We start from the raw sequence: 22,125 nt of genomic DNA, 5'->3' as shown, positions 1-22,125 counted from the left end.
AATCCACCTTATTTCTACTGATTGGCTGCATTCATCAATTCAGAAAAAGCCTGTTTCATCGAGCGATTTTTGTCTTTTGGATTAATCAATAGTTTAAAGACATAAGAAACTCTCCAGATATTTTCATGAGCAAGAAGTTTAGATTGTTCAATCGCATGAACAATATCTCCCTCGAAAATGACTAAACGCATATGCTTAGCATCAGCACAAAATGATTGTTTATCATTTTTATCAAAAAAAACTGTCCCCAAACCGTATTCTGAAGTAAAAGCCTCCGATGTGGAATAAAGCATAGCCGAAACTAGCCAAGGCTTGCCTTCGGATCCGTTGAAAAAAATATTAAAATGAAATTTAGGAGTCTCTGAATACAAAATGGGTATTCCAAAAACAATGCCTTGCTCAGTATCATAATCTCGATGTTTCCCCATCTCCATACTTTCTAAAGTTTTACTTTCAACTCGATTACTAGCTACAGCTGGTACGCAAAGGTCTGCCTCATACATTTCCCAAGGGAGGGTAGAAATATCGGCATGTAAACGATCCGCCAACCAATTTAACAATTTAAAAAGTTCTTGAATGGCAGATCCAGGATTTAAAAAGAACTTCCATTTTTCTTCCGGATCCATCGCACGATCAGGTGTCTCCCCTTTTGATCGACTATTTTGATCGGCAAAAATCTTCGTCTTAAAATGTCCTTGCTTTGAAAAATTTCGTAAACTTTCCCCTTCCTCCTCGGTAAAATAGCGATCAATCAGATAGATATCTTTTCCCTCAATTAATTCATGATTAATTAGACTTTGTTTTAATCGAATGGGAGGAGATTTGAAATCAATGGATACAAAATGAAAAACCGTTGGATTGGTTTTTTCTGTTTGATAATGATAACTGATAATAGAAGCGTTTTCTTTTCTTAATTGAGGAGTTTCTAATTTGTGAAGAAGTTGAATCTGCTCTTTATTATCATCCATTTGTTTTCCTCAGTAAAATTTAAGCTGTCTTTTAAAAACTCATAATTTTGACCATAATCTCGAATTTCACCCTTGTCAATAGTTAATCAGGTATTCAAATCTATGCCTCGGATAAACGCCTAATCAAGATAAAAAAGATAACAGAAGGTGTTTAATTTCATTTCTTTCTTTAACGATCCTTATTTTTGTATCTCACTCTGCGTGAAATCGTTAAAATAAATAAATATTTTATGAAACCGTTTTTACGGTTAATGAAAAATAAACAAGAACTAATTTGAAAAAATCTTAGCTAATTCAACGCCACTTTAACGTAAGAAACCCTCAAAAATATTCTAGGAGCTTAACAGCTTCGATTTCTGTATTTGAAAAGAACAGTCGAGGCTTGGATGGATTCAAACAATAATTAGCAAGACCTGCCATCAGATTGCTAAGAAACTTCCATCGACTTCGGTGCCGATGATGTTCTATCTGACAGCTACTCTTCAACAGATGATTCACACTTTCAATCATAGCCCTCTTTTTTAGCATGAATTTATCCACTAATGTAGTCCGTTTATTTTTCATCTTCTTCTTTACTTTTGTAAAAAGATGAATTCCTTTTTGCATTATAGTATGAGCCAGTTTTTCTGAAATATCCCCTCTATCTGCGAACGCTTTTGCTTTCATCCCTTCTATCATTTCTGGAACCGGTTTGCGATTATCAATATTGCCAGTTGTCAAATTAAATGCTACAATTTCTGCATGATGATTAATCACAAGATGGAGCTTAAACCCAAAGCACCAACCGATGGTTGTTTTTCCTCACTTAGCGTGACTCTTTAAAGACACGATGGGAAGAGGCACGTTTGACGCGGGCAAACCGTTAATCCTGTAGAGTCTATCAATAAAATCCCTTCACAGATCTCTTAGTGTTCTTGGATCAAGCAAAACATAGGAAAAAATGCTTCAGAGGTGAGTTGAACAAATCTTGAGTACCCAATAAAATGAGGGAATAAATATTTTAAAGTTGTTTTTACATGGTTTAAGTAGAAGTGTTTAAATGTTCTGTCATTGGAACGATGAAAAAGAAGAAAAATCGTTAACACTTCACTTAAGGATGTTCTAAAAGCTCTTTTGCGGATTTTTCTTTTCGTATATTCTATTTGTTTTTGGAAACACATTTGGTGAAATCTATTAGAAAAATTATCCACAAGACAAAACAGTTTGATCATCTCTATCTCGTTCATTTTGGCCTCTTTGCTTAGTTTTTGTTCTGGAAAACAAAATCTTCTAACAAAAAGAGGCCTTTTTTCAACAAAGATCCCTCAAAATATAGCCGGAAGATAGCTTACGTTAAACTGGCGTTAAAAATGGGTTAATAAAATTTTTCCCATAAAGACTTTTTCATGGATTTTTTTTGTTTTTACTGTAAAATCTTTGTAAATTTCGAAAACTTTCATCGATTAAATAAAAAAATATACACGTAAAAGTAAATGTTAAAACCTTTCATTCAAATAATTTTAATGTTGTGTTTATTGACTGTTGGATCTTTTCTATTGAATCTAAAAGTGAATTATCACCTAAAAAGATTACACGTAAATCTAACCCCTGAACAATCAAAGGAAGTTAAATGGCTAGTCTCTTCAGTCGTCACAATATTAACCGCATTGTCCTATTTGCTGTATTTGGTACTTTCACATTAACATACGGTCTACCACTTCATGCTTTACCTCAAGGTGGTATTGGAATCAATGAAGTTGCGTTCCTTTATAGAGTAGAGAAGCTAGTTGAGAAGATTTGGAAGCTTGAAAAGAGTGATAACAAAGATAAGATGTATTCTGCAATCATAGACCTTAAAAGCGAGCTTGAAACATCGTGCGGTATCAAAGTTGACCTAAATAAACACATGGATAACGTTGAAAAACAACTCAAAAATCGTGGTTTTAAAGCTCCTAAAAAAGAGTTTGATGCAATACGTAAGGCTATTAAATACAAAGAAAAGAAGCACAACAAACATGCCAAATATTTAGCCTCTGTAATGTACCTAGAAGGATACGAGATAAACGCAGCGGATGAGGAATTGATGTTCCCTGAATACATGGCCAAGCATAGCCATGGAAAAGATAATAAAGATGATGACAAAGAAGAAGTATGTGTTCCTGCCCAATTAGTCTTTGGAGTCACTCTGACATTGTGTGGGCTATTTTTAATGGTCATTCCGTTTCCTGCATGTAAGCCATGGGGAGAAAGGATGATTGCTTCTGGATTTGTTATCTGTGGGAACTGTATAAGTGGAAAGGTGGATAACGATCACAAAAACGATAAAGATAAAAAATAGTCTGTAAACTCTGATACTGAGGATGTAACATCTTCGGATTGTTCTATCCATTTTTCAATGAATTTACTGGGCATATGCCTTTGTCTTTAGCAGATGATATGTAGACCGTTTGTTTCGTATATGTAGTTTTGGATTGCAGCAGAGGAATCGCCATTCCATTATCTGTAAACTTAATATTTTATATGTTCAAACTCACAACTTCAGATCGTCTAAATGCTCCAAAAAAAATTAAGGTTAGCAATGATTTATAGTTAATTGAATTTAATCGTGCATATAGATATAGTTTGAGTTAAAAATTTATGGCATATTCTAAAGATTTAAGGCAAAAAGCACTCAACTATTTAGAAACTGGACATTCTGCAGAAGAATGTCAGACAAGTTTTCGGTGTAGCATTAAGAACAGTGTTTAATAGCTGGCTGAAGCGCCAAAGGAATGGATGTTTAGAAGATAAATCAAGAAAAAGACATCCAATTAAAATTGATCATGACCAACTAAAGAGCTATATTGAAAAATATCCTGATAGTTATTTGAAAGAGATAGCGAAAGAATTTAATGTAGATCCTTCCTCTATATTCTATGCTTGTAAAAGGCTTAAAATCACTTTAAAAAAAGACCTTATTTTACAAAGAAAGAGATGAGAAAAAACGTGAGGAGTTTAAAAAAGAATTAAAAAAAATAGCACAAGAAGATCGTGTTTATCTTGATGAAAGTGGAATCAATGAGTGTCTAAAACGTCATCGTGGGCGAGCTTTTAGAGGAGAGAAAGTTTATTCAGCTGTATCTGCCCATCGTTTTGCAAGGGAAATCTTGATAGCAGCTAAATGCCAATCTAAAATTTTTGCTCCTTTTTGCTATACAGAAACATGTCATCCTATCTTGTTTAATACATGGTTAGAAAAATATTAATTCCAGCGCTTAAAACTGGACAGGTGATTATCATGGATCATGCACATTTTCACAAGTCTAAAAAAACCAAATATCTGCTTGAACAAGCCAGATGCAAAATTTTATTTCTTTCCTCCTATTCACCTGACTTAAATCCAATTGAAGTTTTCTGGGCAAATTTTAAACAATTAGTCCGATTAAGTTTAAACAAATTGTCAAGTCTTGCAAAAGCCATTGATTATTCTTTTTATCAAATATGTACATAAGTGCACAATTAAATTCAATCAAATATAGTTGGGAGAATATGTTTTAGACCGCGATTTGATTGAATAAAATTACTTAGAGTGCATTTACGAGCGAATTTCACTGGTACCTTTATTAGAAAGCATCTTTTAAAATGCTGAAAGCCATCTGAATCTTTCTAAGATTATCATATGTTTGAGAAATTTCTCAACATTTGCAGAAAAAAAACGTCATAGAAAGGAAATCTAAATCAATTCTATTTTCAATTAGCTTGGCCATCAGCAAGTCAAGATCGTGCAAAAATAACTTCTTCGGGCGAAAAATGTAAGTAAACAATTATCCAGAATCAATTTTTCTAAAACATTTATACAATGAATCGGTTGGGGGAAATGGATAACCATAAAAATGGGAAAATGGAAAGCAAACCATCCATCCAGCCTGCAGATCATCTTAACAATAATCCAGATTTTCATTTAACTGGTATCCATCTTCCCAAAAAACTGCACAACTAGTTATGCATAAAACTGGCCAAGCAACTATCCATCAAAATGGAAAGGTTGGTTTAATCATTGATAAAAATTAAAGGGGCCTGATTTTTCCCACTTATATTGGCTTTAAACTGAAAAAAGGCATTGGAATAGTTTTACTTGCCAACAAAAGTCAAAGGCAAATTACTCCATTAGATCGCTTATTACTCAAGCAATTCGTTTTTGATCACAAAATTTCTTTAAATGACTTAAAAAGTCTAAACTTTTAAGATGAATGAATAAATAATCAACGAACTAAAAGTTTAATGCGCTATCAAAGCCCCCTTACTTCTTTTGACTACTATTCCCCCATTTGTGCCGTTTTTTGCTTGGTCACTGTATTATCCAATATTCTTTCCGCAAAAATGGTTTTTCTGCCTCTCTTTCAGTTAAACATCCCGGCAGGATTATTGACCTATCCTTTGACTTTTCTATTGAGCGATTTGATTACAGAGCTGCTTGGCGCTAAAAAAGCAAAAGAGATGATTTATACTGGATTGGGAATAAATATTCTAAGTTTTGGCTTAATCGAAGTAGTGCTTTTATTACCCACTTCTATTGGAAATGACCAAGGAGCTTTTAAAGAAATCCTTGGGTTAAGTGGTCTGAGAATTTTTTCTTCTTTAACAGCCTACCTAATCGCTCAAATTATCGGAATTCAAGTTTATGCTTTAATAAAAAAATTCACAGGTTCTCGTTTTCTTTGGCTACGCAGTAATGGAGCGGCTTGCATTTCTCAGTTGCTTGACTCAATTGTCATTGATATGCTTTATTTTTATTGGGGTCTGGGGATGCCAATATCCCATATTTTACCAATTATTTTCTTTTCATTTGCCTATAAAACTTTTTTTAATTTTTCGACAACACCTGTTTTTTATTTTATTGTTTATCTTTTCAAAACAGTTTGGCAGGGAGAAAATTTAAAAAGAAATAAAAACGAATATTTCATTAAGGACACATCATGAAACAAATCACACCATTTAAGATTTTTTTAACTTTTTTTATCAGTTTTTTAGTTTATTTCATTATTTCCTATCAGCAAGCTGCTGAAAAAGAATCTCAATTTCAAGCAACGCAGGAAAGACTTGATAAGCTCGAACAACAAATGCAACAACTAAAAGAAGAAATACAACTGTTAAACAAATAAAAAAAATAAGTTTCATAACGAATGTCTTATCGTTGATTTAAAATATAGCGCAGTACATAAGGGAGTATTCCTCCGTGTCTATAATATTCAACTTCAATAGTCGTTTCCAATCTAGCTCGGAGATTAACGAGCTGGATTTTATCTTCGCTCTTAATTTCTAAAATCAATTCTTGATTGGGCTTTAATGCTTCCTCAAATCCTTTAATAGAAAACAACTCTTCTCCTATAATTCCTAGGCTTTCCCAACTTTGCTCGGGTAAAAACTCTAGAGGTAAAATTCCCATTCCGATGAGATTACTTCTGTGAATACGTTCAAAACTTCGAGCAACAACAACGCGAACGCCAAGTAGAGCTATGCCTTTCGCTGCCCAATCGCGAGAACTTCCCATCCCATAATCTTTACCTGCAAAAATGATCAAAGGAACTTCTCTATCTGCGTAAGCTTGACAAGCATCAAAAATGGGCAATTCCATGCCATCCGGCATTAAAGTCGTCAAACCCCCTTCTCTATCCTCCACCATTCTATTACGTAATCGAACATTCGCGAATGTCCCTCGCATCATCACTTCATGATTTCCTCGTCTACTGCCATAGCTATTAAATTCTTTTTCAGAAATACCCAAAGACATTAAATATTTTCCAGCCGGAGAATCAGATTTAAAACTACCTGCTGGAGAAATATGATCTGTTGTAACAGAATCTCCAAATAAAGCAAGCGGGCGCATGTCCTGTAGCTTTTTCAAATTGGGTAATTCCAGAGAAAAATTTTCAAAGTAGGGAGGCTGTCTAATATAAGTGCTTTCACTTTCCCAGTTATACTGCGATCCTTCTTTTGTGATAATTTTATCCCAAACTGGATTGTCTTGCGAAATACTTGAATAACGAAGCTTAAACATGTCCGGTTTAATAGCCTGTCGAATAGTTTTTTTAATTTCATTTTCAGAAGGCCAAAGATCTTTTAAGTAAACAGGTTGGCCATTTTGATCATATCCAATGGATTCATTCGCTAAATCGATATCAATCCGCCCAGCAAGAGCATAGGCCACTACTAAAGGCGGAGACATGAGGAAATTTGCTTTAACTGAGCCGTGAATGCGTGCCTCAAAGTTTCGGTTACCACTTAAAACACTTACCGTGATCAAATCAAAATGTTTAATTGCTTTTTCAATTTTTTCATCCAATGGCCCGCTATTTCCAATACAGGTTGTGCAACCATAAGCCACCAGTTGAAATCCTAATTGATCTAAATACTGCTGTAAATTTGATTTAGCTAAATAATCCGTGACAATTCTCGAACCGGGAGCCAAACTAGTTTTAATCAACGAATTGACTTTTAATCCTCTTTCAACAGCTTTTTTTGCCAAAAGCCCTGCTGCTAACATCACATTTGGATTACTTGTATTGGTACAACTTGTAATAGCAGCAATAACAATCGAACCATGCGTTAAAATGATTTCTTCATCAATATGATTGGCATAACCCGGATTGGCGACAGGAAGTGTTAATGGTCTATTAGCGAGCATTTCAGACTCACTCCAAGGTTGCTCCTTAGTCATGCGACCAAAAACAGAAGTTCCTCCCCATTCGTGCCGATGATCTAGGGAAAATACGCCACCTGAATGTACTTTAATATGAGGCTTTTCTTCTGCTTTCCCGTAACCTCCATTTGCAATCGGAATTTTTAGTAATTGATCAAACTTAGCTTTAACGTTTAATAAATCAATCCGATCTTGAGGTCTTTTCGGTCCTGATACACAAGGTTGAATTTGCGTTAAATCTAATTCTAAAATTTTTGTAAAATCGATATCCCCTTTTCTCGGAATTCCAAATATTTGCTGCGAAGTTAAATATTCTTTAACTAATTGTATGTGTTGCTCATCTCGACCCGTCATACGTAAATACTCTAGAGTCTGTTCATCGACAGCGAAAAATCCCATTGTTGCACCATATTCAGGAGCCATATTTCCGATTGTTGCTCGATCAGCAACTGTTAAACTAGCAGCTCCTTCACCGAAAAACTCGACAAATTTTCCAACAACTTTCTCGTTTCTTAAAAGTTCTGTGATGTACAATGTTAGATCTGTGGCTGTAACTCCATCTTTCAGCTCTCCGGACAGATGAACTCCAATAACTTCTGGCATTTGAATAAATAGAGGTTGTCCTAACATGGCCGCTTCAGCTTCAATTCCTCCTACTCCCCACCCAACAACTCCCAATCCATTAATCATTGTTGTGTGAGAGTCTGTTCCCACTAAAGTATCTGGATAAAGCCAATGAATTCCCTCCACTTTTTTATGAACCACAACCTCAGCGATATGTTCTAAATTAACTTGATGAACAATTCCAATGCCAGGAGGAATCACTTGAAAAGTTTTATAAGCTTTTTGTCCCCACTTCAAAAAAGAATACCTTTCTCGATTTCTTTCGAACTCAATTTTTAGATTGAATAAAAATGCATCATTAGTTCCTGCACGATCCACTTGCACTGAATGATCTACAACTAAATCCACAGGAACTTTAGGCTCTATGATCTTCGCGTCTAAGCCGAGTTTAGCTACAGCATCCCTCATGGCCGCTAAATCGACCAAAAGAGGTACGCCGGTAAAATCTTGTAAAATGACTCTAGATACAATAAACGGAATTTCTCCTTCAGGTGTCATCCGGCTATTCCAATTTACCACTCTTAAAATATCTTCTTCTTTGACGAGATGCCCATTACAATGACGCAGCATAGATTCCAGCATGATTCGAATAGATATAGGAAGCCTTCGAATAGAAACCGAAATATGTTCCTCAAGTTTAGGCAAAGAATAATAATAATAGTTTGAGCTCAGTTTCTGAAGAGTATTAAAAGGATTAATTTTAACAGACATCTCTTGTCCTCGTAAGTCAAATAAAAATTTTATTGTATTCTTTTTTTATTTTTCGAAGGAAATAGAAACCCATGCTTCATTCAAAAATTTTAAAAAAAATATTTAATTATTTTATTTTAAGAATTTTAAACTAATTCACAAAGGTTTCAAATGCCTGTTTTTCTTTTAAAAGATGGGAATGATTTGTCAAATCTTCGATATGCAAAGGAACCGCTGTAGCAAACCCTTTTCTTAGTAAAAAAATATCGCTATCTTCACGCTCATCATACTCAGCCAATTTTGAACCCAACCAGTAATAGCTATTTTGTTCGGCAGGATGTTGACGTTTCTCTGGATTTTCAGCCCAATATTCTTTTCCTTGCGTCGTTAAACGAATGCCTTTAATAGGGCCATGTTCAGTTTTAGGGAAATTAACATTTAAAAACGTTCCTTCTTGCATAGCATTTTGCAAAGCATAGTTGACGATGCCCGGAATAAAAGATTCTACCAAATGATAAGAGGGATTAAAATAATCGCCGTAAGAAAAAGCAATTCCAGGGATTCCCTGCATAACGCCTTCCATAATAGCTGCAACAGTCCCACTATAAAAAACATTTCGCCCAGCATTCGTCCCTCGATTGATACCTGATACAATTAATTGTGGTCTCTTTGGTAAGACGACATTTAAAGCTAATTTAACGCAGTCAGCAGGCGTTCCATTCACAGACCAAACATTAGCCTGGGCATTTAACCAATCTACTTTTTCAATATGTAGCGGACGTCTCACTGTAATAGATAAACTAACAGCTGATTGTTCTTGTTGAGGAGCAACGATAATGAGATCAGCAAGATCTTGAATCGATTGCCATAAATGGCGAATCCCTTTAGCATGAACTCCATCATCATTAGTTACTAAAATTAAAGGCTTTGAGCTCATTTTTATTTTTCCATTATAAAATGTGTAATTATTAAGAAAAATAACAAAATTTATTTTATACAACAAATAATTTAAATCATTTAAAATATAAGTATAGTTAAAATAAAATTAATTAAAAAATTTATTTTTTACTTATTTCTTGCAAAAGAAAGGATTAACTTATCAAAATTTGGTTTATTTTCCCCTTTGGTCAATGATGAGGTTTTATGTCTCAATTTATAGCAGAACCCAATCCCGATACAAATAAACGTAAAGAACCACTATTAAACTCATCATTTAATATTGAACAATTATCAAGACAAATTCAGTCTACTCCTTTTCTTATTAAGCAAGCCCTGGAAAGTGATCGCATTTTACTAGATCATCTTCAAAATTTAACTGAACGCACAAAAGCCTGTATCATGCATTTTAATGAACAGAAACAAACGATTTTAACTCGTTTTGATAATTGGCTAGCACCACTTGCTAGCGAGGTATTAGACGAATTTATTAAACAAGCTCAGTTATTAAAAAATGAACTAGATGAAACTCTTCTTAATTTAAGAAAAATTGACACAATCGACTGGGATAAACATGCCAATTCTTGGTTAACCCTTTACCACCAGTGGAGCGATCATAAAGAACTTAATAAAAAAATTTTAAAACTCGTTTCCGATCGAACTGAACATTTGATTGATAAAGACTTAAAACTCATTAAAGAGTATCAAATTCAATATTTATCAAAAATGGAAGAAGAAGACCCCGATCTGATAAACTTAGAAAATCGACTTGCTAAAGCAATTGAAGAACCCCTTAAACATCTCGTTGAACTGAAAACACATGTGAAAAATGCAGAGTCAATGCAACAAGCTTCTGAGTGGATTGAAAAGCTTGATTCTCAAAGAGAAAATTGTTTCGACCAATTGTTAATGAAAATTGACTCTGTTGTAAAAGAAGTCGTTTTACCAGAAGCTGAAATTAGTTCTGAAGATTTAAAAGAAGTTGAAAATGAGATGCATTTTGTCGCCCAAGAACTCAAGCATATACATGAACTATTACCCAAGCTTGATAAACATGATGAAAAAGAATTTTATTTTACTGAAGTTCGTTTAGAAGGACTTAGAGATCATTTAGAACAATTCGACTCTTTAAAATTACCCATTCCTACGAGAGATCGCTTAGAAACACTATTCGCAACTATTGAAGCAACGCTTTCAGAAGTTTTAAAAAGGAATGAATGAATTATTAATAAATATATTCATCCGCTATTTCTCTTTTATCATGCCCGTCAAGGACATGAAAAGCTCTTAATTTATTAAGTGTGATTGGAGAAAGCTGTCCGATCGGAATATAAACAATTTTTTTACCAAACCGACGCGCAAAACTTTTTAATTGGCTTCTAGGTGGCGTACTCGCCACATAGACAATAATAGGCTTAACCGCGTAATCTATTGCTGCCATTAAAAGAACTTCCGATTTGAAGCGGCAATCAAAATAATCTGGGTCAAACCAAATATTGCGCATTCTTCTTGGAGGATAGGACATCATAAATCCTCCATACTCACAGCGACTTATTCCGGGCCCTACAACATGATGAGAAAGAGAGGTTGCATAAAAAGACATGTCTGATTCTTGTTGATGTTCTCCAATCCATGTCGTTCGCCAAGGATATTTTTCTTGATAAGGTTTACCCTCTTCAGCCTTATCTTCATCAAAAATCAAACAAATTGAGCCCACTCCCGCCGGAGGTTTTCCCTTTGTTTTCACAAATAATTTTCTTTCATGCCAATGACGAATTGTTTCTTTGGTATCTATTCCATCTTCAATACTAGAAGAAAAAGGAATCGTGCGAGCCCCTTCTTCAGCTAAAATTTGACAACCTTTCTTTTTCAAAAAATCCCCAAATTTTTCAATAGCAATATCTTCTGGAGGATATGAACAAATACTAAAAGGATTCGGTGGGGTAAAACGAAAAGAGGACCGATCTTTACGAACTTTTGGAATAGAATTTTTTCGCCCTTTCTCTTTGAGATAAAAACGAATTTGTTTGCTATAACCCCAAACATCCTCAATAGAAAGATCTAATTCAGGAAGGTTATCAATATTTTTAAGAAAAGGATAAAAAGTTGCTAATTCCCAAACTTCATAAGCATAGTTATTATCAACACATCCTTTAGCAGAAGATAAAATTTTATAAAGATCAGGCATTAACTGCCCTCCGACTAATGCATAGTTACGCACAAACTTCATAATATTGCGTAAGTGATAACCAGCAAAAAAATTACCTGTGTTTTCCACATATTTTTCAGAGGCCTCTTTATAAAGCTGCAAAATAACATTTTGCCGATCAACGAATTTTCCATAGAGAAAGTTTTCTCTCATGGTTTCATATTTATAAGAAAGATACCCCCATTCAAATAAGATGTCTCTTGCAGATTCCGGTGTAAGCGTACAAAGTTCAATAATGCCTCGATCTGCATGATAAACTTCCGGGAAAGAACGATTATCCACTAATTTCAACACTTGAGAAAGATGCGCCATTCCCCCTACAAACAAAATACGATCATATCTAAGAGATAGTTCTTTTAAACGACGAGCCATATAGATTTCTCTTTCCTGATCTAAATGATTAAATGGCTGTCGATTTTCTTTTCGTGCTTGCTCATAAATATTATAGTAAGCTTTTAAACCTATTCGATGAATTGCATACGGATCGGGAACTTTTTCGTGAATATCAGGGTAGTGATCAACGTCTAAATCGATACAATAGGCGGGAACTTGATGCTCCATTGAGCTTCGCAGCGCTTCAAAAATAGGGTCGCATGGCTCTGCCATAAAATAAACAGGGTCATGATCTTGGTTATAGGTTAAGACAACGCTAATGTCTGGTAATCGAGAAGCTGCGTGTAACATTTTAACTTGCATTGTCTCAGGTAATTCAACAGCGACGCAATCTGGTTTAAGCGTATCAAAAGCCCATTTAACTTGCGTAGCCATTTCCATATTATAATGAATAATAGGAACAGCGTAAATATGCCCTTTTTGAAGATAAAATAAATCGTTTGTGAGCATAAGACCTCTAAAGCACGTATATTAAAGCTTCATCTCCCAGAGTCATTAAAATAGCCTCCCGCAATAAATTTTCAATATTCCCACTATTACCATTTAAGCTTTTAATTCGTTTAGCAGCATAACGAGCAATGTTAATTCCGTCTCGGATCGTATAATTTTCGCGGCTTGTATGAGCTTTTTGTAGGAAATTGACCACGTATTCCATGATGTATTCATCAACGAAGGGAAGATTTTCTCGAAGTATCCGGCGTTCTTCTTCTGCTTCAGGAAAATCGAGATAGATTTGTGGTTGAAGGCGGCTATGGATATATTCTGGAATTTCAAATGTTGAAGCATCATCGTTCATTGTCACGCAAATACGAAATTCTGGATGAGCTGAAACCTTTAAACCGGCAACTATGGACTCGATATAGCGGCGTGTATCTAAAAGAGGGGCTAAAGAAGCCCATGACTTTTCACTCATTCGATTCGCCTCGTCTAGAATACAAACACCTCCTCGAATCATGGCTGTTACAAGAGCCGAAGCTACATATCTTATCCCCCCACCTTGATCAACAACAGGAGTAATTAATAAATCTTCTGGACGTGTGTCCATTGTACATTGGAAAATATAAACAGGCCTGTTGATTTTTTTTGCTGCAGCATATGCCAAAGTTGTTTTACCAACCCCTGGTTTACCAATCAAACGGGGATTAAGTGGAATATCATTTATATCAATCACTAGCCAAGCAGCAAGTAACTGTTCCATAACATCTCTTTGACCAATCCATTCAAACTTAAACTCATCAGGAAATCCTAAAAAAATTTCAACTCCTTGAATTTGTACGCTGCTTTCATGCTCGCTTGGAAGAGAATATGCCATTTTTAATCCTATAATTAATTAGGTAAATGATAAAAAATTTGATCTTATAATTCTCAAGGTGTGGCGGCTTTTTGAGAACCGTAAATTAGACCAGCTTTAGCAATATTTTCACGAGCATGAGGAAAAAGAGTTTCGATTTCGATTAATAATTGTTCCACTTGTTTACGCATCGAATTTTGCCCGACGGGACAACGACACATAATTCTTGCAAAACCCTGCTGTTGTGCAAAAGTTCGAATATTTTTCTCTGCTATGTAAATCAACGGTCGAATAATTGTCACACCATATTCTTGCATGTGAATTTTTGGAAGATTACCAGCAAATTCAGCTTTATGCAATAAATTCATCAGAACAGTCTGTGTATGGTCATCACGATGATGACCAAAAGCAATCGTCGTAATCCCCAAATTTTTGGCAGCTTCAAATAAAAGCCGTCGTCGTTCTCTCGAACAACTGTAGCATTCTAATGTTTCTAATTTTTGAGTTGAAATTCGGGTCGTTAATTGAACTCCGATTTCTTGACATATTGCTCGTAAATGATCTTCATTGACTCCAGCCCCACATGAAAATTCTCCAGATACATGAATTGCATGAATTTCTAAATTTGGAAATCCTCTTCCAGAAATAGCTTTTAATAAATAAAGAAGCGTTAAACTGTCTTTCCCCCCACTTAATGCAACAGCTATTTTAGAAACATCTTTGAGCATCTCATAGTCAAATAAAGCCTTTCGAAAAGTACTTTCTAATTTTTTTCCTAAAGAGGTCCAAGGGGATTGAGCAATTGGAACAGTCATAATAGTCATTTTTGTAATTGTTTTAAAAAATATGATTAAATTATACTTAGTTTATTAGATAACGTAAAGTTTACAATCATGATTTAATAAAAAAATGTGAAAGCAAATTTTATACTATTATACATAATTGTTTAATTCTCTTGTGTATAATTTAGGCTTCGAAAAAAGAGGATATATGTCATCAGAGAAAGCTGGAAGAAATGATCCCTGTCCATGTGGATTAGGCAAAAAATATAAAAACTGTTGTATGCAAAAAGAACAACAAAAAAACCGTACTCAACTCACTTCATTAGGAAAACGTAAATTTACTGCTAAAGTTCTCAGCAGTGGAGGAACACAAAAAAGTGTAGAGCAACCACAAGAGCAGCAAAAAGCAGCTATAGATTATTCAACATTAATGGAACGCTCTTTTGGTAATGCCATTCATAACGAAGAACCCCCCCCTGTTCCTTCGAATTTCGATCAATATTTGATCAAAAAATCTGATTCGAATTCCCCTACAAATTAACTATACATCGGCTTCAAAAACCTTTTTGAGGCCGATTTTACTTTTTCATTAAAAAAACATTGTCGATAAAAAACTGTTTTTGCTATAAATATGCCTTCGTTCGCTGGCATAGCTCAATTGGTAGAGCACCCGACTTGTAATCGGACGGTTGTGGGTTCAATTCCTACTGCCAGCATTTTCCCATTATTGGGGGTGTCGCATAGTGGCAATTGCAAGGGACTGTAAATCCCTCGACTTCGGTCTCCGTTGGTTCGAGTCCAACCGCCCCCATTCTTTTTGGCATTTCTTATAGTCCACTAAGCTAGTAAATAGTTCAAAACTATCTATAGATAGTTTTTTACCGCCTAATTTTAAGTTGTGAAACACTAAATTCAAATGGGGGTATGCTCCTTAAATAGAAGCAGTACCTGTTCATATTTATGGAAATCGTTTTTAAGAAAGATATCTAAAAAAATTTTCCAAAATTTTGTCAGGGCTTCCTTGATTAGGGATTCATGCAAATTGTATTGGAGAGATTGAGAGGTTACTTAGAACGTAATTCACCAAGATAATTTCCCAAATTCCCTTAGTTATGGAGAAGATCCTTTGATTGTAGATTGGAAATTTAATGAATAAGAAGTTGTTCAAGACAGCAGGATCAAAAATTTAGACTTTCAATTTTTAATTCAGTTTTTCCGTTTTTTAATTTAGATCATATTTTCTAATCTCCGAATTAATACAAGAGATATTGATTTAATAAAAACAAAGATAAAGTGTTAATGTTTTTATTTATAATATAAATTAATTTAGCGCTAATTTAATATTACTTTTTATTATTTTGATAAAGTATAATTCACCTTTGATAAAATAACTTTGGAATAATTTATGTGTTCTACAACCTTTGGCGTAAATACGTCATATACAACTAATGCATTTTTGTCTGGAGTACGTTCTTTTGGCGTTTCTGTAAGAGATGCTTTCTGCACTACTACCCAAAAAATTAAAGATGCTGTGACGTCTCCAGTTGGCCAGGGAGTGATTGGTTTTGGATTAGGGGTAGGAGTTCATAAAATCTATGGGCCGTTAACAGACAAAATAGTCAAATTCTTAGGAGTATCTACAATCCTTCTAGATCCATTTAGTGGTTTAGGCCTCGGCTGTAATATTCTTTTAACACCTTTTATATGTGTTCTAGGACCTATTTTAGAAGAGAAAATATTTAGAGGGGATCTTCAAGGAATGCTTAAAGATAAACTCAATTTTTTCTATGTGAATCGAGGTTTTTCGGATTCAGGTGCTAACACTGCTGCTCGTGTAACATCAATATTTTTTGCATCGATTGTCTTTGGGCTTATTCACTTTACTAATGCTATTGTGTTTTGGTGTAATCCAGTTCTTTTCCTTCCTCAAGTAGTAGCTGCTACGATCATGGGACTTATACTCGGTCTTGCCAAAGAATTTTCAGGAGAATTGCATATGCCCTTTGGAATGCATATTGGTAATAATACTCTAGCCTGGGCTCACTATATAAAGGCAACTTTGTAAATTGAAGTGATCCAGGATCGTTATGATAATCCAAAAGTTTACTAAACCAATTAGATTGTTATTGAATCGCAAAGAGTAAGTCACTAAATCATTAAAAATCTTACTTGGTTGACCTTATTCTCTATTCTCATCCAAAAACAAATATTTTTTTACTTTCCTATTTACTAAAACTTGATGCTAAGTTTTTTAGATGTTTTTGAAAGTTATAAATGAATGGGCTTGTCATAAACTTTGACCAATCAATAGTTCTGAACCCGTCCAACCGCCCCAATCCTTTCATAATCAAAGAGTTATTCAACTCCTCAGTCTAATTAGTATTTTGCCCAGTTTGTTTTTGTCCAGCTCTTTTATTTGAGTATGTGTTGGTTGATTGACGAATCAAAATTCTTTATCTTCCAAACAAACCCACCAGTGTGTTGGAAAATTGCTACTATTTGTTGAGCAAACTTACCTCATAAAGGTCGTCGGCTATGGCAAAAGTTTCATAAAACAATCAAAAAAGGATCTAAATACACGACTAAAGAATCAATTTTCAAGAGCTTGATATTTTGATTGAATGCCAAGTAAAAGGCATTTTAATCATAGAAGATGTTGGGCATATATCTAACTCAACAATTGTGCCTGTATGGCCAAATCTTAAGACAGGTTCTACTTCATTTGCTATTTGAGATAACTGTCCTAAGTATAAGGTGGAAGTAAAGAGTATAAGGTGGAAGTAAAGAAAGTGCAAAACTATGCGTGCAAGCAAACGATAACCTTCCCTTAAATGTCCCTTCTGACTCATTAAAAGCACCTTCAATTTCAGAAAATATAGTAAAAAATTTGTTTACAGTTATCTAAAAGTAATAGCCCAACTATCGTAAGCTGAAAGCGGTTCTTTTCATGACTAATCAAATGCTTTCCTAAAGTAATCTCTAATTTATGAATTGCTTGGCTAATCGCAGACTGACTAACAAAGTTCTCCTTCGCAGTCTTTGAAATGCTTTTTTGTCTGTCCTGCACTAAAAAAATAACGAATAAATACAAGGTTTGGCACAAACTTCATAAATACCTGCTATAAGTTTTACTTATAGATAGTATCAGTTTAATTAAATTTTTCTAAATCTAATTTTATATTAGTCTTAGGGGTCTAAAAGCTTTTTAATTACCAACGTGGATGAAATATGAAGAAATTTTGTTTAACACTTTTGGTGGCACTCTGCATTTTCTCTTGTCATGCACAAATTATACAAACAGATGATATGAAAGAGGTTTTTAATTATTTGAAAGATGCTGATTCAAAGACATTAGCTATTTTTGATGTCGATATGGTTTTAGTTCAACCTAGTGATCCTGCATTCCAAATGGCTAACATGAAGCACTTCAACGCAATTTCTAAACGGGCAATGAAAGAAGTGTTTACAGATAAACAAATGATGTTTTTGAGTTTGATGACTATTAGTTCAAATCCTGTGCTTATTGATGATCGTATTCCTCAATTTCTACAAGAAATTATTCAAAAAGGAGTGCCAGCGATGGCAATGACTGCTAATTTAACTGGTAGATTTGGTCCAATTCAAAATATGGAAAAGTGGCGCGTAGAGAGTCTGCAACGATTGGGAATTGATTTTTCTAAGGCGGCCCCTTACTCAACGCCAATTATATTTGATGATTTGGCATCTTATCGAGGAAATTATTCAACATACCTTAATGGCATACTATTTGTTAATGGTACTATGATTCCCAAAGGAGAAGCGTTATTATCTTTTCTCGAAAAAGCAAATTGTTATCCAGAAAAAGTTATTTTTATTGACGACCGAGAAGATAATCTGAAGAGCGTAGAGATAGCTATTGAAAAGCTTAATAGAGCCGTTCAGTACCACGGAATTCATTTTATTGGAGCGCAAAAATATCCATCAAAAATGATTTCAGAAAATGAATTTGAATCTAGATGGCAGCAGCTTGCATCTGAGGCAAAAGAGATGGATTAAGATGAGAAAAAGTAATATTAACATTCATAGCATTATATTTATTTCTGACAAAAGCCAGTGCGCTCATTTTTGAAGCTCCTAATTTAGAACCTTTTGAAAGAGTTATCGAGACAATTGATAAACTTAGTTTTGTTTTATTTGCTGTTGATGAGGCAGTAATTATTTCCAAGGATCTAAATTAAAGCCCTGTGCTAGAGATGATTGGAATCAATATGGAAAAGAAACATTGGAAAACTCAACCATTGTTCCCCCAGAGAAATATGATCAGGGACATTTTTTTAGCAAAGTTCTAGCCAAAATGGAATATGATATTGTCGATCCTAAAGTTATAGATGTTATTCAGGTTTTGCAAAGAAAGAATGGATCAGTAAATTTTTTATAAGGTTTTTTATGATAACTAGCTAATACATCCTAAGCTTATTGATACAGAGTTTTAAAAATGAGCAGATTATAATGATGTTCGTTAGGTCATACTTGGTTCTCATCACACCCTGCCATAAGAAGGGATTTTTGAGAGTAGATTCGATTTGAGATTTGACAACCTTCTTTCCTTTTTTTGATTTTTAGGCCAAGTTTTTTTATCTCCTTCTGCCAGTTTTAAAAAGGATAATTACCGGTTGCATACAGCTCAAATAGCTTAATAATGAAAGGTACTCTTTCTGGATCAGGAACCATAGTTTTTCGCCTAGTTCATCTAATATATGGAGATAACCTAAAGAAATAAGCCCTATCCAACTTCCGCTTTTTACCGCTTGCTCTTTGCAGCGCTTGACTTGTCACTTAATTGAAGAACGTAGCTTCGAACGAACATGACACCCATTTCCCAACAAAGGATATCGGCAAAGTTAGACTTGAGTTGAGATTCAACACGAATCTTTCACGCATAAAGTGAATCTTGACCTTCCCTCCTTACAAATTCAACTGATCTTTGTTGTAATTCACTTATTGGATAAGAGATGATTGGCCCAATAAGAATTGGCCTTTTTAGCTAGAGCTACAGGCTTAATGCTAAGTTATATTTTTCCTGGAAATATTTGAGCCTCTCTGGAATAGTTGAACCAATTTCATCAATGACGGGCTCTGTTACCCTAGATAACTCATTCTTTGACGTAGGGAGCTGTACCACATAGATAATTTTTCCCTAAATAGGCAAGCAAATATAGCCTTTGATCGTTTCATTAGTGGGGCGTTTAAAAATCCCAGTAGCTTTATTGACGTTTCCTTCAGCTGTTTCTATAAATTTTTTCTTTAGATCATAACTCAGAACTATTCCAATATGATCGAGAGGATTTTGTGATAAAAGTTTATCAAAAATAACGAGATCTCCTGCTTGAGGCAAGTATTTAATTTTTTCCCTGTCTCTCCAAATTTTTTGATTACGTGCATATTCAATCCAATGACCAACAGCTGCTAATGTGTAACGCGAATCCAAACTTGCTCTTATTGGAATTTCATAACCCGCTTGCTGACAGCACCAATAAACAAAAGCGCAACACCAATCATAACCTTGAGTAAGATCAAGAAAACAAGCCTGTTGTGAAATTTCATAGATTGGCTGTCGAAAAACAGCTAGATACTTTTCAATTTGGGGGCCTGCTTTATGAGAGAATTCTCTAAGACCTAACTCTCCCTCTCTTCTAGCAATTTCACAAAGTAACTGTTTGCGATTTGCGAACATATCCCAAAGCTCCTTTTTTGAAAAAATTCTAGACAATTTCCTCTTTATTTGATTTCCTAAATCAATTTAATCAAAAAGGCCTCACTATTAGCTGCTTTAGGATAAAATTCTTGGACTTTTTTCATTTTTCTCCTATCTTAATGCCAAGCATTTTCGAACTCCTCTATGGTGCAATATGTTTCGATCCAATATCTCGATCCCTTCGTATTTCAGTGGTATCATCGCTTTAAAACAGAACAATCGCATTTTGTTTAAAAAAGAATACAGAATAAGAAATTGTAGTACCAGCACGCAAAAACCCACTGAAGCGGTTTTTTGCATTGGCTCTCTCACAAAGATGTTTACTGCGTGCGCTATTCTACTATTGGAAGAGCAAAAGCAATTGTGTACAGGCGATTTTATTGAACCCTATTTTCCTGAATATCCTCAAGCCAGAAAAATTACGATTCATCATCTTTTATCCCACACTTCTGGAATGATAAACTATACGGATTGCGAAGAAATTAGGTCTCTCCGAGCAAAGGAGATATCACCAACAGAATTAATTAAGACTTTTATCAAAAAGCCGCTCAAATTTTTACCTGGAAGCCAGTATTCCTATAGCAATTCAGGTTACATCCTTTTGGGATCTATTATCGAACAAGTCTCTAAGCTTTCTTTAAGCACTTTTTTAAAGAAGTATGTTTTTAATCCCCTTCATATGCTTTCAACGCAGTATGGCGTTCCTATCAAAAAAAAGAGAATTAAAGGATATTCTCTCACTGAACAAAAAGAGAAAATTCAGGCTTCCTTTCATCATCATTCTTTTGCCTATGCTGCCGGAGGAATTTATTCAACCGTGGAAGACCTTTTGTTATGGGACCAAAATCTGTTTAAACACCAATTGCTAACGCCCGAAAGTCTAAATAAAATGTATCATTTGCATTGTTTTACTAACGCAGAGCAGACGATGGGTTATGGATATGGATTAAATGTCGAATGGCTCTCATACCATAATCATCCCATAAAGCATATCTGGCATAGAGGGCAAATCGAGGGATTTTCTAGTCTTTACTCCAGATACTTAGAAAACAATATAACTCTTATTATACTTACAAATAATGATCGCCTTATGGATGAGATTAAAAACATTGAAAAAGAGTTGATTGTTTTTGCTTGAAGAGCCGATATGACAAGTTCTACACTCTCATCTATTTTTCCTTATGATGCTTTGGTTAGTGAATGCATCATTAGTTGGTGAAATGCCATTTTTTGTCCCATTCAGCCCATTTTAATAAAACATCCCAATTGCCCCAAATGGAGGTAGCTCGTTGCCCTGAAAGAATTTCAATATCTTGTTTACATTTTTGGAGATAAGTAGAAAAAGTGAGGACGATATTTAAATGAACAGTCTCTTGTAACTTCATGCAACTGAAAATGCAATACTTTGAGATGAAGACATTTATATCTTCCTTGAGCGAGAATTCGTAAAATAGCAACGAAACCTGTATAGTACTTACTGTAGAGTGATTCTAATTCAAAAAATGGATTTTTTATTTTTTCGCGATCAAGTTTAGTTTTTAGTAATTCATCAATTGAATAACTTGCCTTGTGCTTTCTACCAATCATTTTTTGAATTCTTTTGAGACATTTTGCTCCTTTTCTAAACAACTTTTTTAGATTTTGAATTAAAGGAGCATGAGCAGCTTCCTTTTGCTCATTTATCGAATCAAAAATTTGTATAGTTGGAGGATTGGTTCGGATAAACTCTATAAAGCTAGAGAAATCAGCGATCCAATCACGAGAAAAAGTTACCTCTAGCCTTTTTAGACGCTTGGCAAGCAATTCGCTTACATCTTTCATAATTTTTTTACTTAATTAA

23 protein-coding genes and 2 tRNA genes are annotated in these 22,125 nt (G+C 34.6%); 14 read left to right on the top strand and 11 right to left on the bottom strand.

Going from position 1 to position 22,125, the window contains the following annotated elements; translation table 11 throughout:
* Positions 1 to 14 precede the first annotated feature (14 nt).
* Both BU804_RS07345 and BU804_RS11360 read right to left on the bottom strand, forming a co-directional pair.
* Positions 15 to 968 (bottom strand): hypothetical protein, encoded by a 954-nt coding sequence (locus BU804_RS07345; RefSeq protein ID WP_075883569.1) that lies wholly within the window; start codon positions 966 to 968, stop codon positions 15 to 17.
* A gap of 321 nt (positions 969 to 1,289) precedes the next feature.
* The gene (locus tag BU804_RS11360; protein ID WP_079988654.1) at positions 1,290 to 1,757 is read right to left on the bottom strand and encodes a transposase; all 468 of its coding nucleotides are present in this window, start codon (positions 1,755 to 1,757) and stop codon (positions 1,290 to 1,292) included.
* Between the two features lie 820 nt (positions 1,758 to 2,577).
* Between BU804_RS11360 and BU804_RS07335 the strand changes: the two genes are divergently transcribed.
* From BU804_RS07335 to BU804_RS07315, 7 genes are all read left to right on the top strand, one after another.
* On the top strand, positions 2,578 to 3,285 hold the full coding sequence (locus BU804_RS07335) for a hypothetical protein (protein WP_075883568.1): 708 nt from the start codon (positions 2,578 to 2,580) through the stop codon (positions 3,283 to 3,285).
* A gap of 299 nt (positions 3,286 to 3,584) precedes the next feature.
* The gene (locus BU804_RS15375; protein WP_102135648.1) at positions 3,585 to 3,695 is read left to right on the top strand and encodes an IS630 transposase-related protein; all 111 of its coding nucleotides are present in this window, start codon (positions 3,585 to 3,587) and stop codon (positions 3,693 to 3,695) included.
* Complete coding sequence (locus tag BU804_RS17595) at positions 3,688 to 3,924, top strand: IS630 transposase-related protein (protein WP_158025039.1); 237 nt, start codon at positions 3,688 to 3,690, stop codon at positions 3,922 to 3,924. Before BU804_RS15375 ends, BU804_RS17595 begins: the two co-directional genes overlap by 8 nt.
* 249 nt (positions 3,925 to 4,173) lie before the next feature.
* The gene (locus BU804_RS07325) at positions 4,174 to 4,437 is read left to right on the top strand and encodes a transposase (RefSeq protein ID WP_075883567.1); all 264 of its coding nucleotides are present in this window, start codon (positions 4,174 to 4,176) and stop codon (positions 4,435 to 4,437) included.
* A gap of 366 nt (positions 4,438 to 4,803) precedes the next feature.
* Positions 4,804 to 4,926, top strand: coding sequence for a hypothetical protein (locus tag BU804_RS15370; RefSeq protein WP_255371573.1), 123 nt, complete (start codon positions 4,804 to 4,806; stop codon positions 4,924 to 4,926).
* Positions 4,927 to 5,207: 281 nt separating this feature from the next.
* The gene (locus BU804_RS07320) at positions 5,208 to 5,906 is read left to right on the top strand and encodes a queuosine precursor transporter (protein WP_075883566.1); all 699 of its coding nucleotides are present in this window, start codon (positions 5,208 to 5,210) and stop codon (positions 5,904 to 5,906) included.
* Positions 5,903 to 6,088, top strand: coding sequence for a hypothetical protein (locus BU804_RS07315; RefSeq protein ID WP_011175416.1), 186 nt, complete (start codon positions 5,903 to 5,905; stop codon positions 6,086 to 6,088). The genes BU804_RS07320 and BU804_RS07315 overlap by 4 nt, the downstream gene beginning before the upstream one ends.
* A gap of 26 nt (positions 6,089 to 6,114) precedes the next feature.
* Here the strand turns inward: BU804_RS07315 and BU804_RS07310 are convergent, their stop codons facing one another.
* Positions 6,115 to 8,961 (bottom strand): aconitate hydratase, encoded by a 2,847-nt coding sequence (locus BU804_RS07310; RefSeq protein WP_075883565.1) that lies wholly within the window; start codon positions 8,959 to 8,961, stop codon positions 6,115 to 6,117.
* A gap of 130 nt (positions 8,962 to 9,091) precedes the next feature.
* A complete protein-coding gene (surE, locus tag BU804_RS07305) occupies positions 9,092 to 9,877 on the bottom strand; it encodes a 5'/3'-nucleotidase SurE (RefSeq protein ID WP_075883564.1) in 786 nt (261 codons plus the stop codon).
* A gap of 206 nt (positions 9,878 to 10,083) precedes the next feature.
* On the opposite strand from surE, the gene BU804_RS07300 reads away from it, so the two are divergent.
* Positions 10,084 to 11,097, top strand: a complete 1,014-nt coding sequence (locus BU804_RS07300; RefSeq protein ID WP_075883563.1) for a hypothetical protein — start codon at positions 10,084 to 10,086, stop codon at positions 11,095 to 11,097.
* A gap of 4 nt (positions 11,098 to 11,101) precedes the next feature.
* Here the strand turns inward: BU804_RS07300 and BU804_RS07295 are convergent, their stop codons facing one another.
* Genes BU804_RS07295 through BU804_RS07285 form a run of 3 tightly spaced genes read right to left on the bottom strand, consistent with a single transcriptional unit; the run spans position 11,102 to position 14,584 of the window.
* Positions 11,102 to 12,928, bottom strand: a complete 1,827-nt coding sequence (locus BU804_RS07295; protein WP_075883562.1) for a hypothetical protein — start codon at positions 12,926 to 12,928, stop codon at positions 11,102 to 11,104.
* A gap of 7 nt (positions 12,929 to 12,935) precedes the next feature.
* Positions 12,936 to 13,790 carry an AAA family ATPase gene (locus BU804_RS07290; RefSeq protein WP_075883561.1) on the bottom strand — a complete coding sequence of 285 codons (855 nt, stop codon included), beginning with the start codon at positions 13,788 to 13,790 and terminating at the stop codon, positions 12,936 to 12,938.
* 53 nt (positions 13,791 to 13,843) lie between these two features.
* On the bottom strand, positions 13,844 to 14,584 hold the full coding sequence (locus BU804_RS07285; RefSeq protein WP_075883560.1) for a tRNA 2-thiocytidine biosynthesis TtcA family protein: 741 nt from the start codon (positions 14,582 to 14,584) through the stop codon (positions 13,844 to 13,846).
* A 175-nt stretch (positions 14,585 to 14,759) separates the two neighbouring features.
* Here BU804_RS07285 and BU804_RS07280 point away from each other — a divergent pair, with 175 nt between their 5' ends.
* The 4 genes from BU804_RS07280 to BU804_RS07265 all read left to right on the top strand — a co-directional run bounded on the left by BU804_RS07280 (position 14,760) and on the right by BU804_RS07265 (position 16,616).
* Positions 14,760 to 15,092 (top strand): SEC-C metal-binding domain-containing protein, encoded by a 333-nt coding sequence (locus BU804_RS07280; protein WP_075883559.1) that lies wholly within the window; start codon positions 14,760 to 14,762, stop codon positions 15,090 to 15,092.
* 102 nt (positions 15,093 to 15,194) lie between these two features.
* Positions 15,195 to 15,267 (top strand) — tRNA-Thr (locus BU804_RS07275).
* Positions 15,268 to 15,280: 13 nt separating this feature from the next.
* Positions 15,281 to 15,362: transfer RNA gene (locus BU804_RS07270), tRNA-Tyr, on the top strand.
* Between the two features lie 720 nt (positions 15,363 to 16,082).
* On the top strand, positions 16,083 to 16,616 hold the full coding sequence (locus tag BU804_RS07265; RefSeq protein ID WP_226996158.1) for a CPBP family intramembrane glutamic endopeptidase: 534 nt from the start codon (positions 16,083 to 16,085) through the stop codon (positions 16,614 to 16,616).
* A gap of 532 nt (positions 16,617 to 17,148) precedes the next feature.
* Here BU804_RS07265 and BU804_RS14825 read toward each other — a convergent pair.
* Both BU804_RS14825 and BU804_RS14820 read right to left on the bottom strand, forming a co-directional pair.
* Positions 17,149 to 17,400: a hypothetical protein gene (locus BU804_RS14825; protein WP_226996157.1), complete on the bottom strand. Its 252-nt coding sequence runs from the start codon at positions 17,398 to 17,400 to the stop codon at positions 17,149 to 17,151.
* 17 nt (positions 17,401 to 17,417) lie between these two features.
* Positions 17,418 to 17,618: a LysR family transcriptional regulator gene (locus BU804_RS14820; protein WP_226996159.1), complete on the bottom strand. Its 201-nt coding sequence runs from the start codon at positions 17,616 to 17,618 to the stop codon at positions 17,418 to 17,420.
* A gap of 161 nt (positions 17,619 to 17,779) precedes the next feature.
* On the opposite strand from BU804_RS14820, the gene BU804_RS07255 reads away from it, so the two are divergent.
* On the top strand, positions 17,780 to 18,586 hold the full coding sequence (locus BU804_RS07255) for a DUF2608 domain-containing protein (RefSeq protein ID WP_075883557.1): 807 nt from the start codon (positions 17,780 to 17,782) through the stop codon (positions 18,584 to 18,586).
* 1,141 nt (positions 18,587 to 19,727) lie between these two features.
* Here the strand turns inward: BU804_RS07255 and BU804_RS07250 are convergent.
* Positions 19,728 to 20,264, bottom strand: coding sequence for a CHAP domain-containing protein (locus BU804_RS07250; protein WP_075883556.1), 537 nt, complete (start codon positions 20,262 to 20,264; stop codon positions 19,728 to 19,730).
* Positions 20,265 to 20,439: 175 nt separating this feature from the next.
* Here BU804_RS07250 and BU804_RS07245 point away from each other — a divergent pair, with 175 nt between their 5' ends.
* A complete protein-coding gene (locus tag BU804_RS07245) occupies positions 20,440 to 21,423 on the top strand; it encodes a serine hydrolase domain-containing protein (protein ID WP_075883555.1) in 984 nt (327 codons plus the stop codon).
* A 179-nt stretch (positions 21,424 to 21,602) separates the two neighbouring features.
* On the opposite strand, the gene BU804_RS13860 is transcribed toward BU804_RS07245, so the two are convergent.
* Entirely contained in the window at positions 21,603 to 22,106 is a 504-nt protein-coding gene (locus BU804_RS13860) for a hypothetical protein (RefSeq protein WP_075883554.1), read from the bottom strand.
* Positions 22,107 to 22,125 lie beyond the last annotated feature (19 nt).

It is taken from the genome of Candidatus Protochlamydia sp. W-9, from assembly GCF_001950615.1.
In the GTDB taxonomy this organism is placed as follows: domain Bacteria; phylum Chlamydiota; class Chlamydiia; order Chlamydiales; family Parachlamydiaceae; genus Protochlamydia; species Protochlamydia amoebophila.
The sequence above is the reverse complement of the archived record's forward strand: the minus strand, read 5'-3'. Positions and strand labels throughout refer to the sequence as shown.

What these genes read in the sequence shown, in the direction of transcription:
- BU804_RS07345 (WP_075883569.1), bottom strand. Translation starts at nt 968, where the DNA reads ATGGATGATAATAAAGAGCAGATTCAACTTCTTCACAAATTAGAAACT.
- BU804_RS07335 (WP_075883568.1), top strand. Translation starts at nt 2,578, where the DNA reads ATGGCTAGTCTCTTCAGTCGTCACAATATTAACCGCATTGTCCTATTT.
- BU804_RS15375 (WP_102135648.1), top strand. Translation starts at nt 3,585, where the DNA reads ATGGCATATTCTAAAGATTTAAGGCAAAAAGCACTCAACTATTTAGAA.
- BU804_RS07325 (WP_075883567.1), top strand. Translation starts at nt 4,174, where the DNA reads ATGGTTAGAAAAATATTAATTCCAGCGCTTAAAACTGGACAGGTGATT.
- BU804_RS15370 (WP_255371573.1), top strand. Translation starts at nt 4,804, where the DNA reads ATGGATAACCATAAAAATGGGAAAATGGAAAGCAAACCATCCATCCAG.
- BU804_RS07320 (WP_075883566.1), top strand. Translation starts at nt 5,208, where the DNA reads ATGCGCTATCAAAGCCCCCTTACTTCTTTTGACTACTATTCCCCCATT.
- BU804_RS07315 (WP_011175416.1), top strand. Translation starts at nt 5,903, where the DNA reads ATGAAACAAATCACACCATTTAAGATTTTTTTAACTTTTTTTATCAGT.
- BU804_RS07310 (WP_075883565.1), bottom strand. Translation starts at nt 8,961, where the DNA reads ATGTCTGTTAAAATTAATCCTTTTAATACTCTTCAGAAACTGAGCTCA.
- surE (WP_075883564.1), bottom strand. Translation starts at nt 9,877, where the DNA reads ATGAGCTCAAAGCCTTTAATTTTAGTAACTAATGATGATGGAGTTCAT.
- BU804_RS07300 (WP_075883563.1), top strand. Translation starts at nt 10,084, where the DNA reads ATGTCTCAATTTATAGCAGAACCCAATCCCGATACAAATAAACGTAAA.
- BU804_RS07295 (WP_075883562.1), bottom strand. Translation starts at nt 12,928, where the DNA reads ATGCTCACAAACGATTTATTTTATCTTCAAAAAGGGCATATTTACGCT.
- BU804_RS07290 (WP_075883561.1), bottom strand. Translation starts at nt 13,790, where the DNA reads ATGGCATATTCTCTTCCAAGCGAGCATGAAAGCAGCGTACAAATTCAA.
- BU804_RS07285 (WP_075883560.1), bottom strand. Translation starts at nt 14,584, where the DNA reads ATGACTGTTCCAATTGCTCAATCCCCTTGGACCTCTTTAGGAAAAAAA.
- BU804_RS07280 (WP_075883559.1), top strand. Translation starts at nt 14,760, where the DNA reads ATGTCATCAGAGAAAGCTGGAAGAAATGATCCCTGTCCATGTGGATTA.
- BU804_RS14825 (WP_226996157.1), bottom strand. Translation starts at nt 17,400, where the DNA reads ATGAGTCAGAAGGGACATTTAAGGGAAGGTTATCGTTTGCTTGCACGC.
- BU804_RS07255 (WP_075883557.1), top strand. Translation starts at nt 17,780, where the DNA reads ATGAAGAAATTTTGTTTAACACTTTTGGTGGCACTCTGCATTTTCTCT.
- BU804_RS07250 (WP_075883556.1), bottom strand. Translation starts at nt 20,264, where the DNA reads ATGTTCGCAAATCGCAAACAGTTACTTTGTGAAATTGCTAGAAGAGAG.
- BU804_RS07245 (WP_075883555.1), top strand. Translation starts at nt 20,440, where the DNA reads ATGTTTCGATCCAATATCTCGATCCCTTCGTATTTCAGTGGTATCATC.
- BU804_RS13860 (WP_075883554.1), bottom strand. Translation starts at nt 22,106, where the DNA reads ATGAAAGATGTAAGCGAATTGCTTGCCAAGCGTCTAAAAAGGCTAGAG.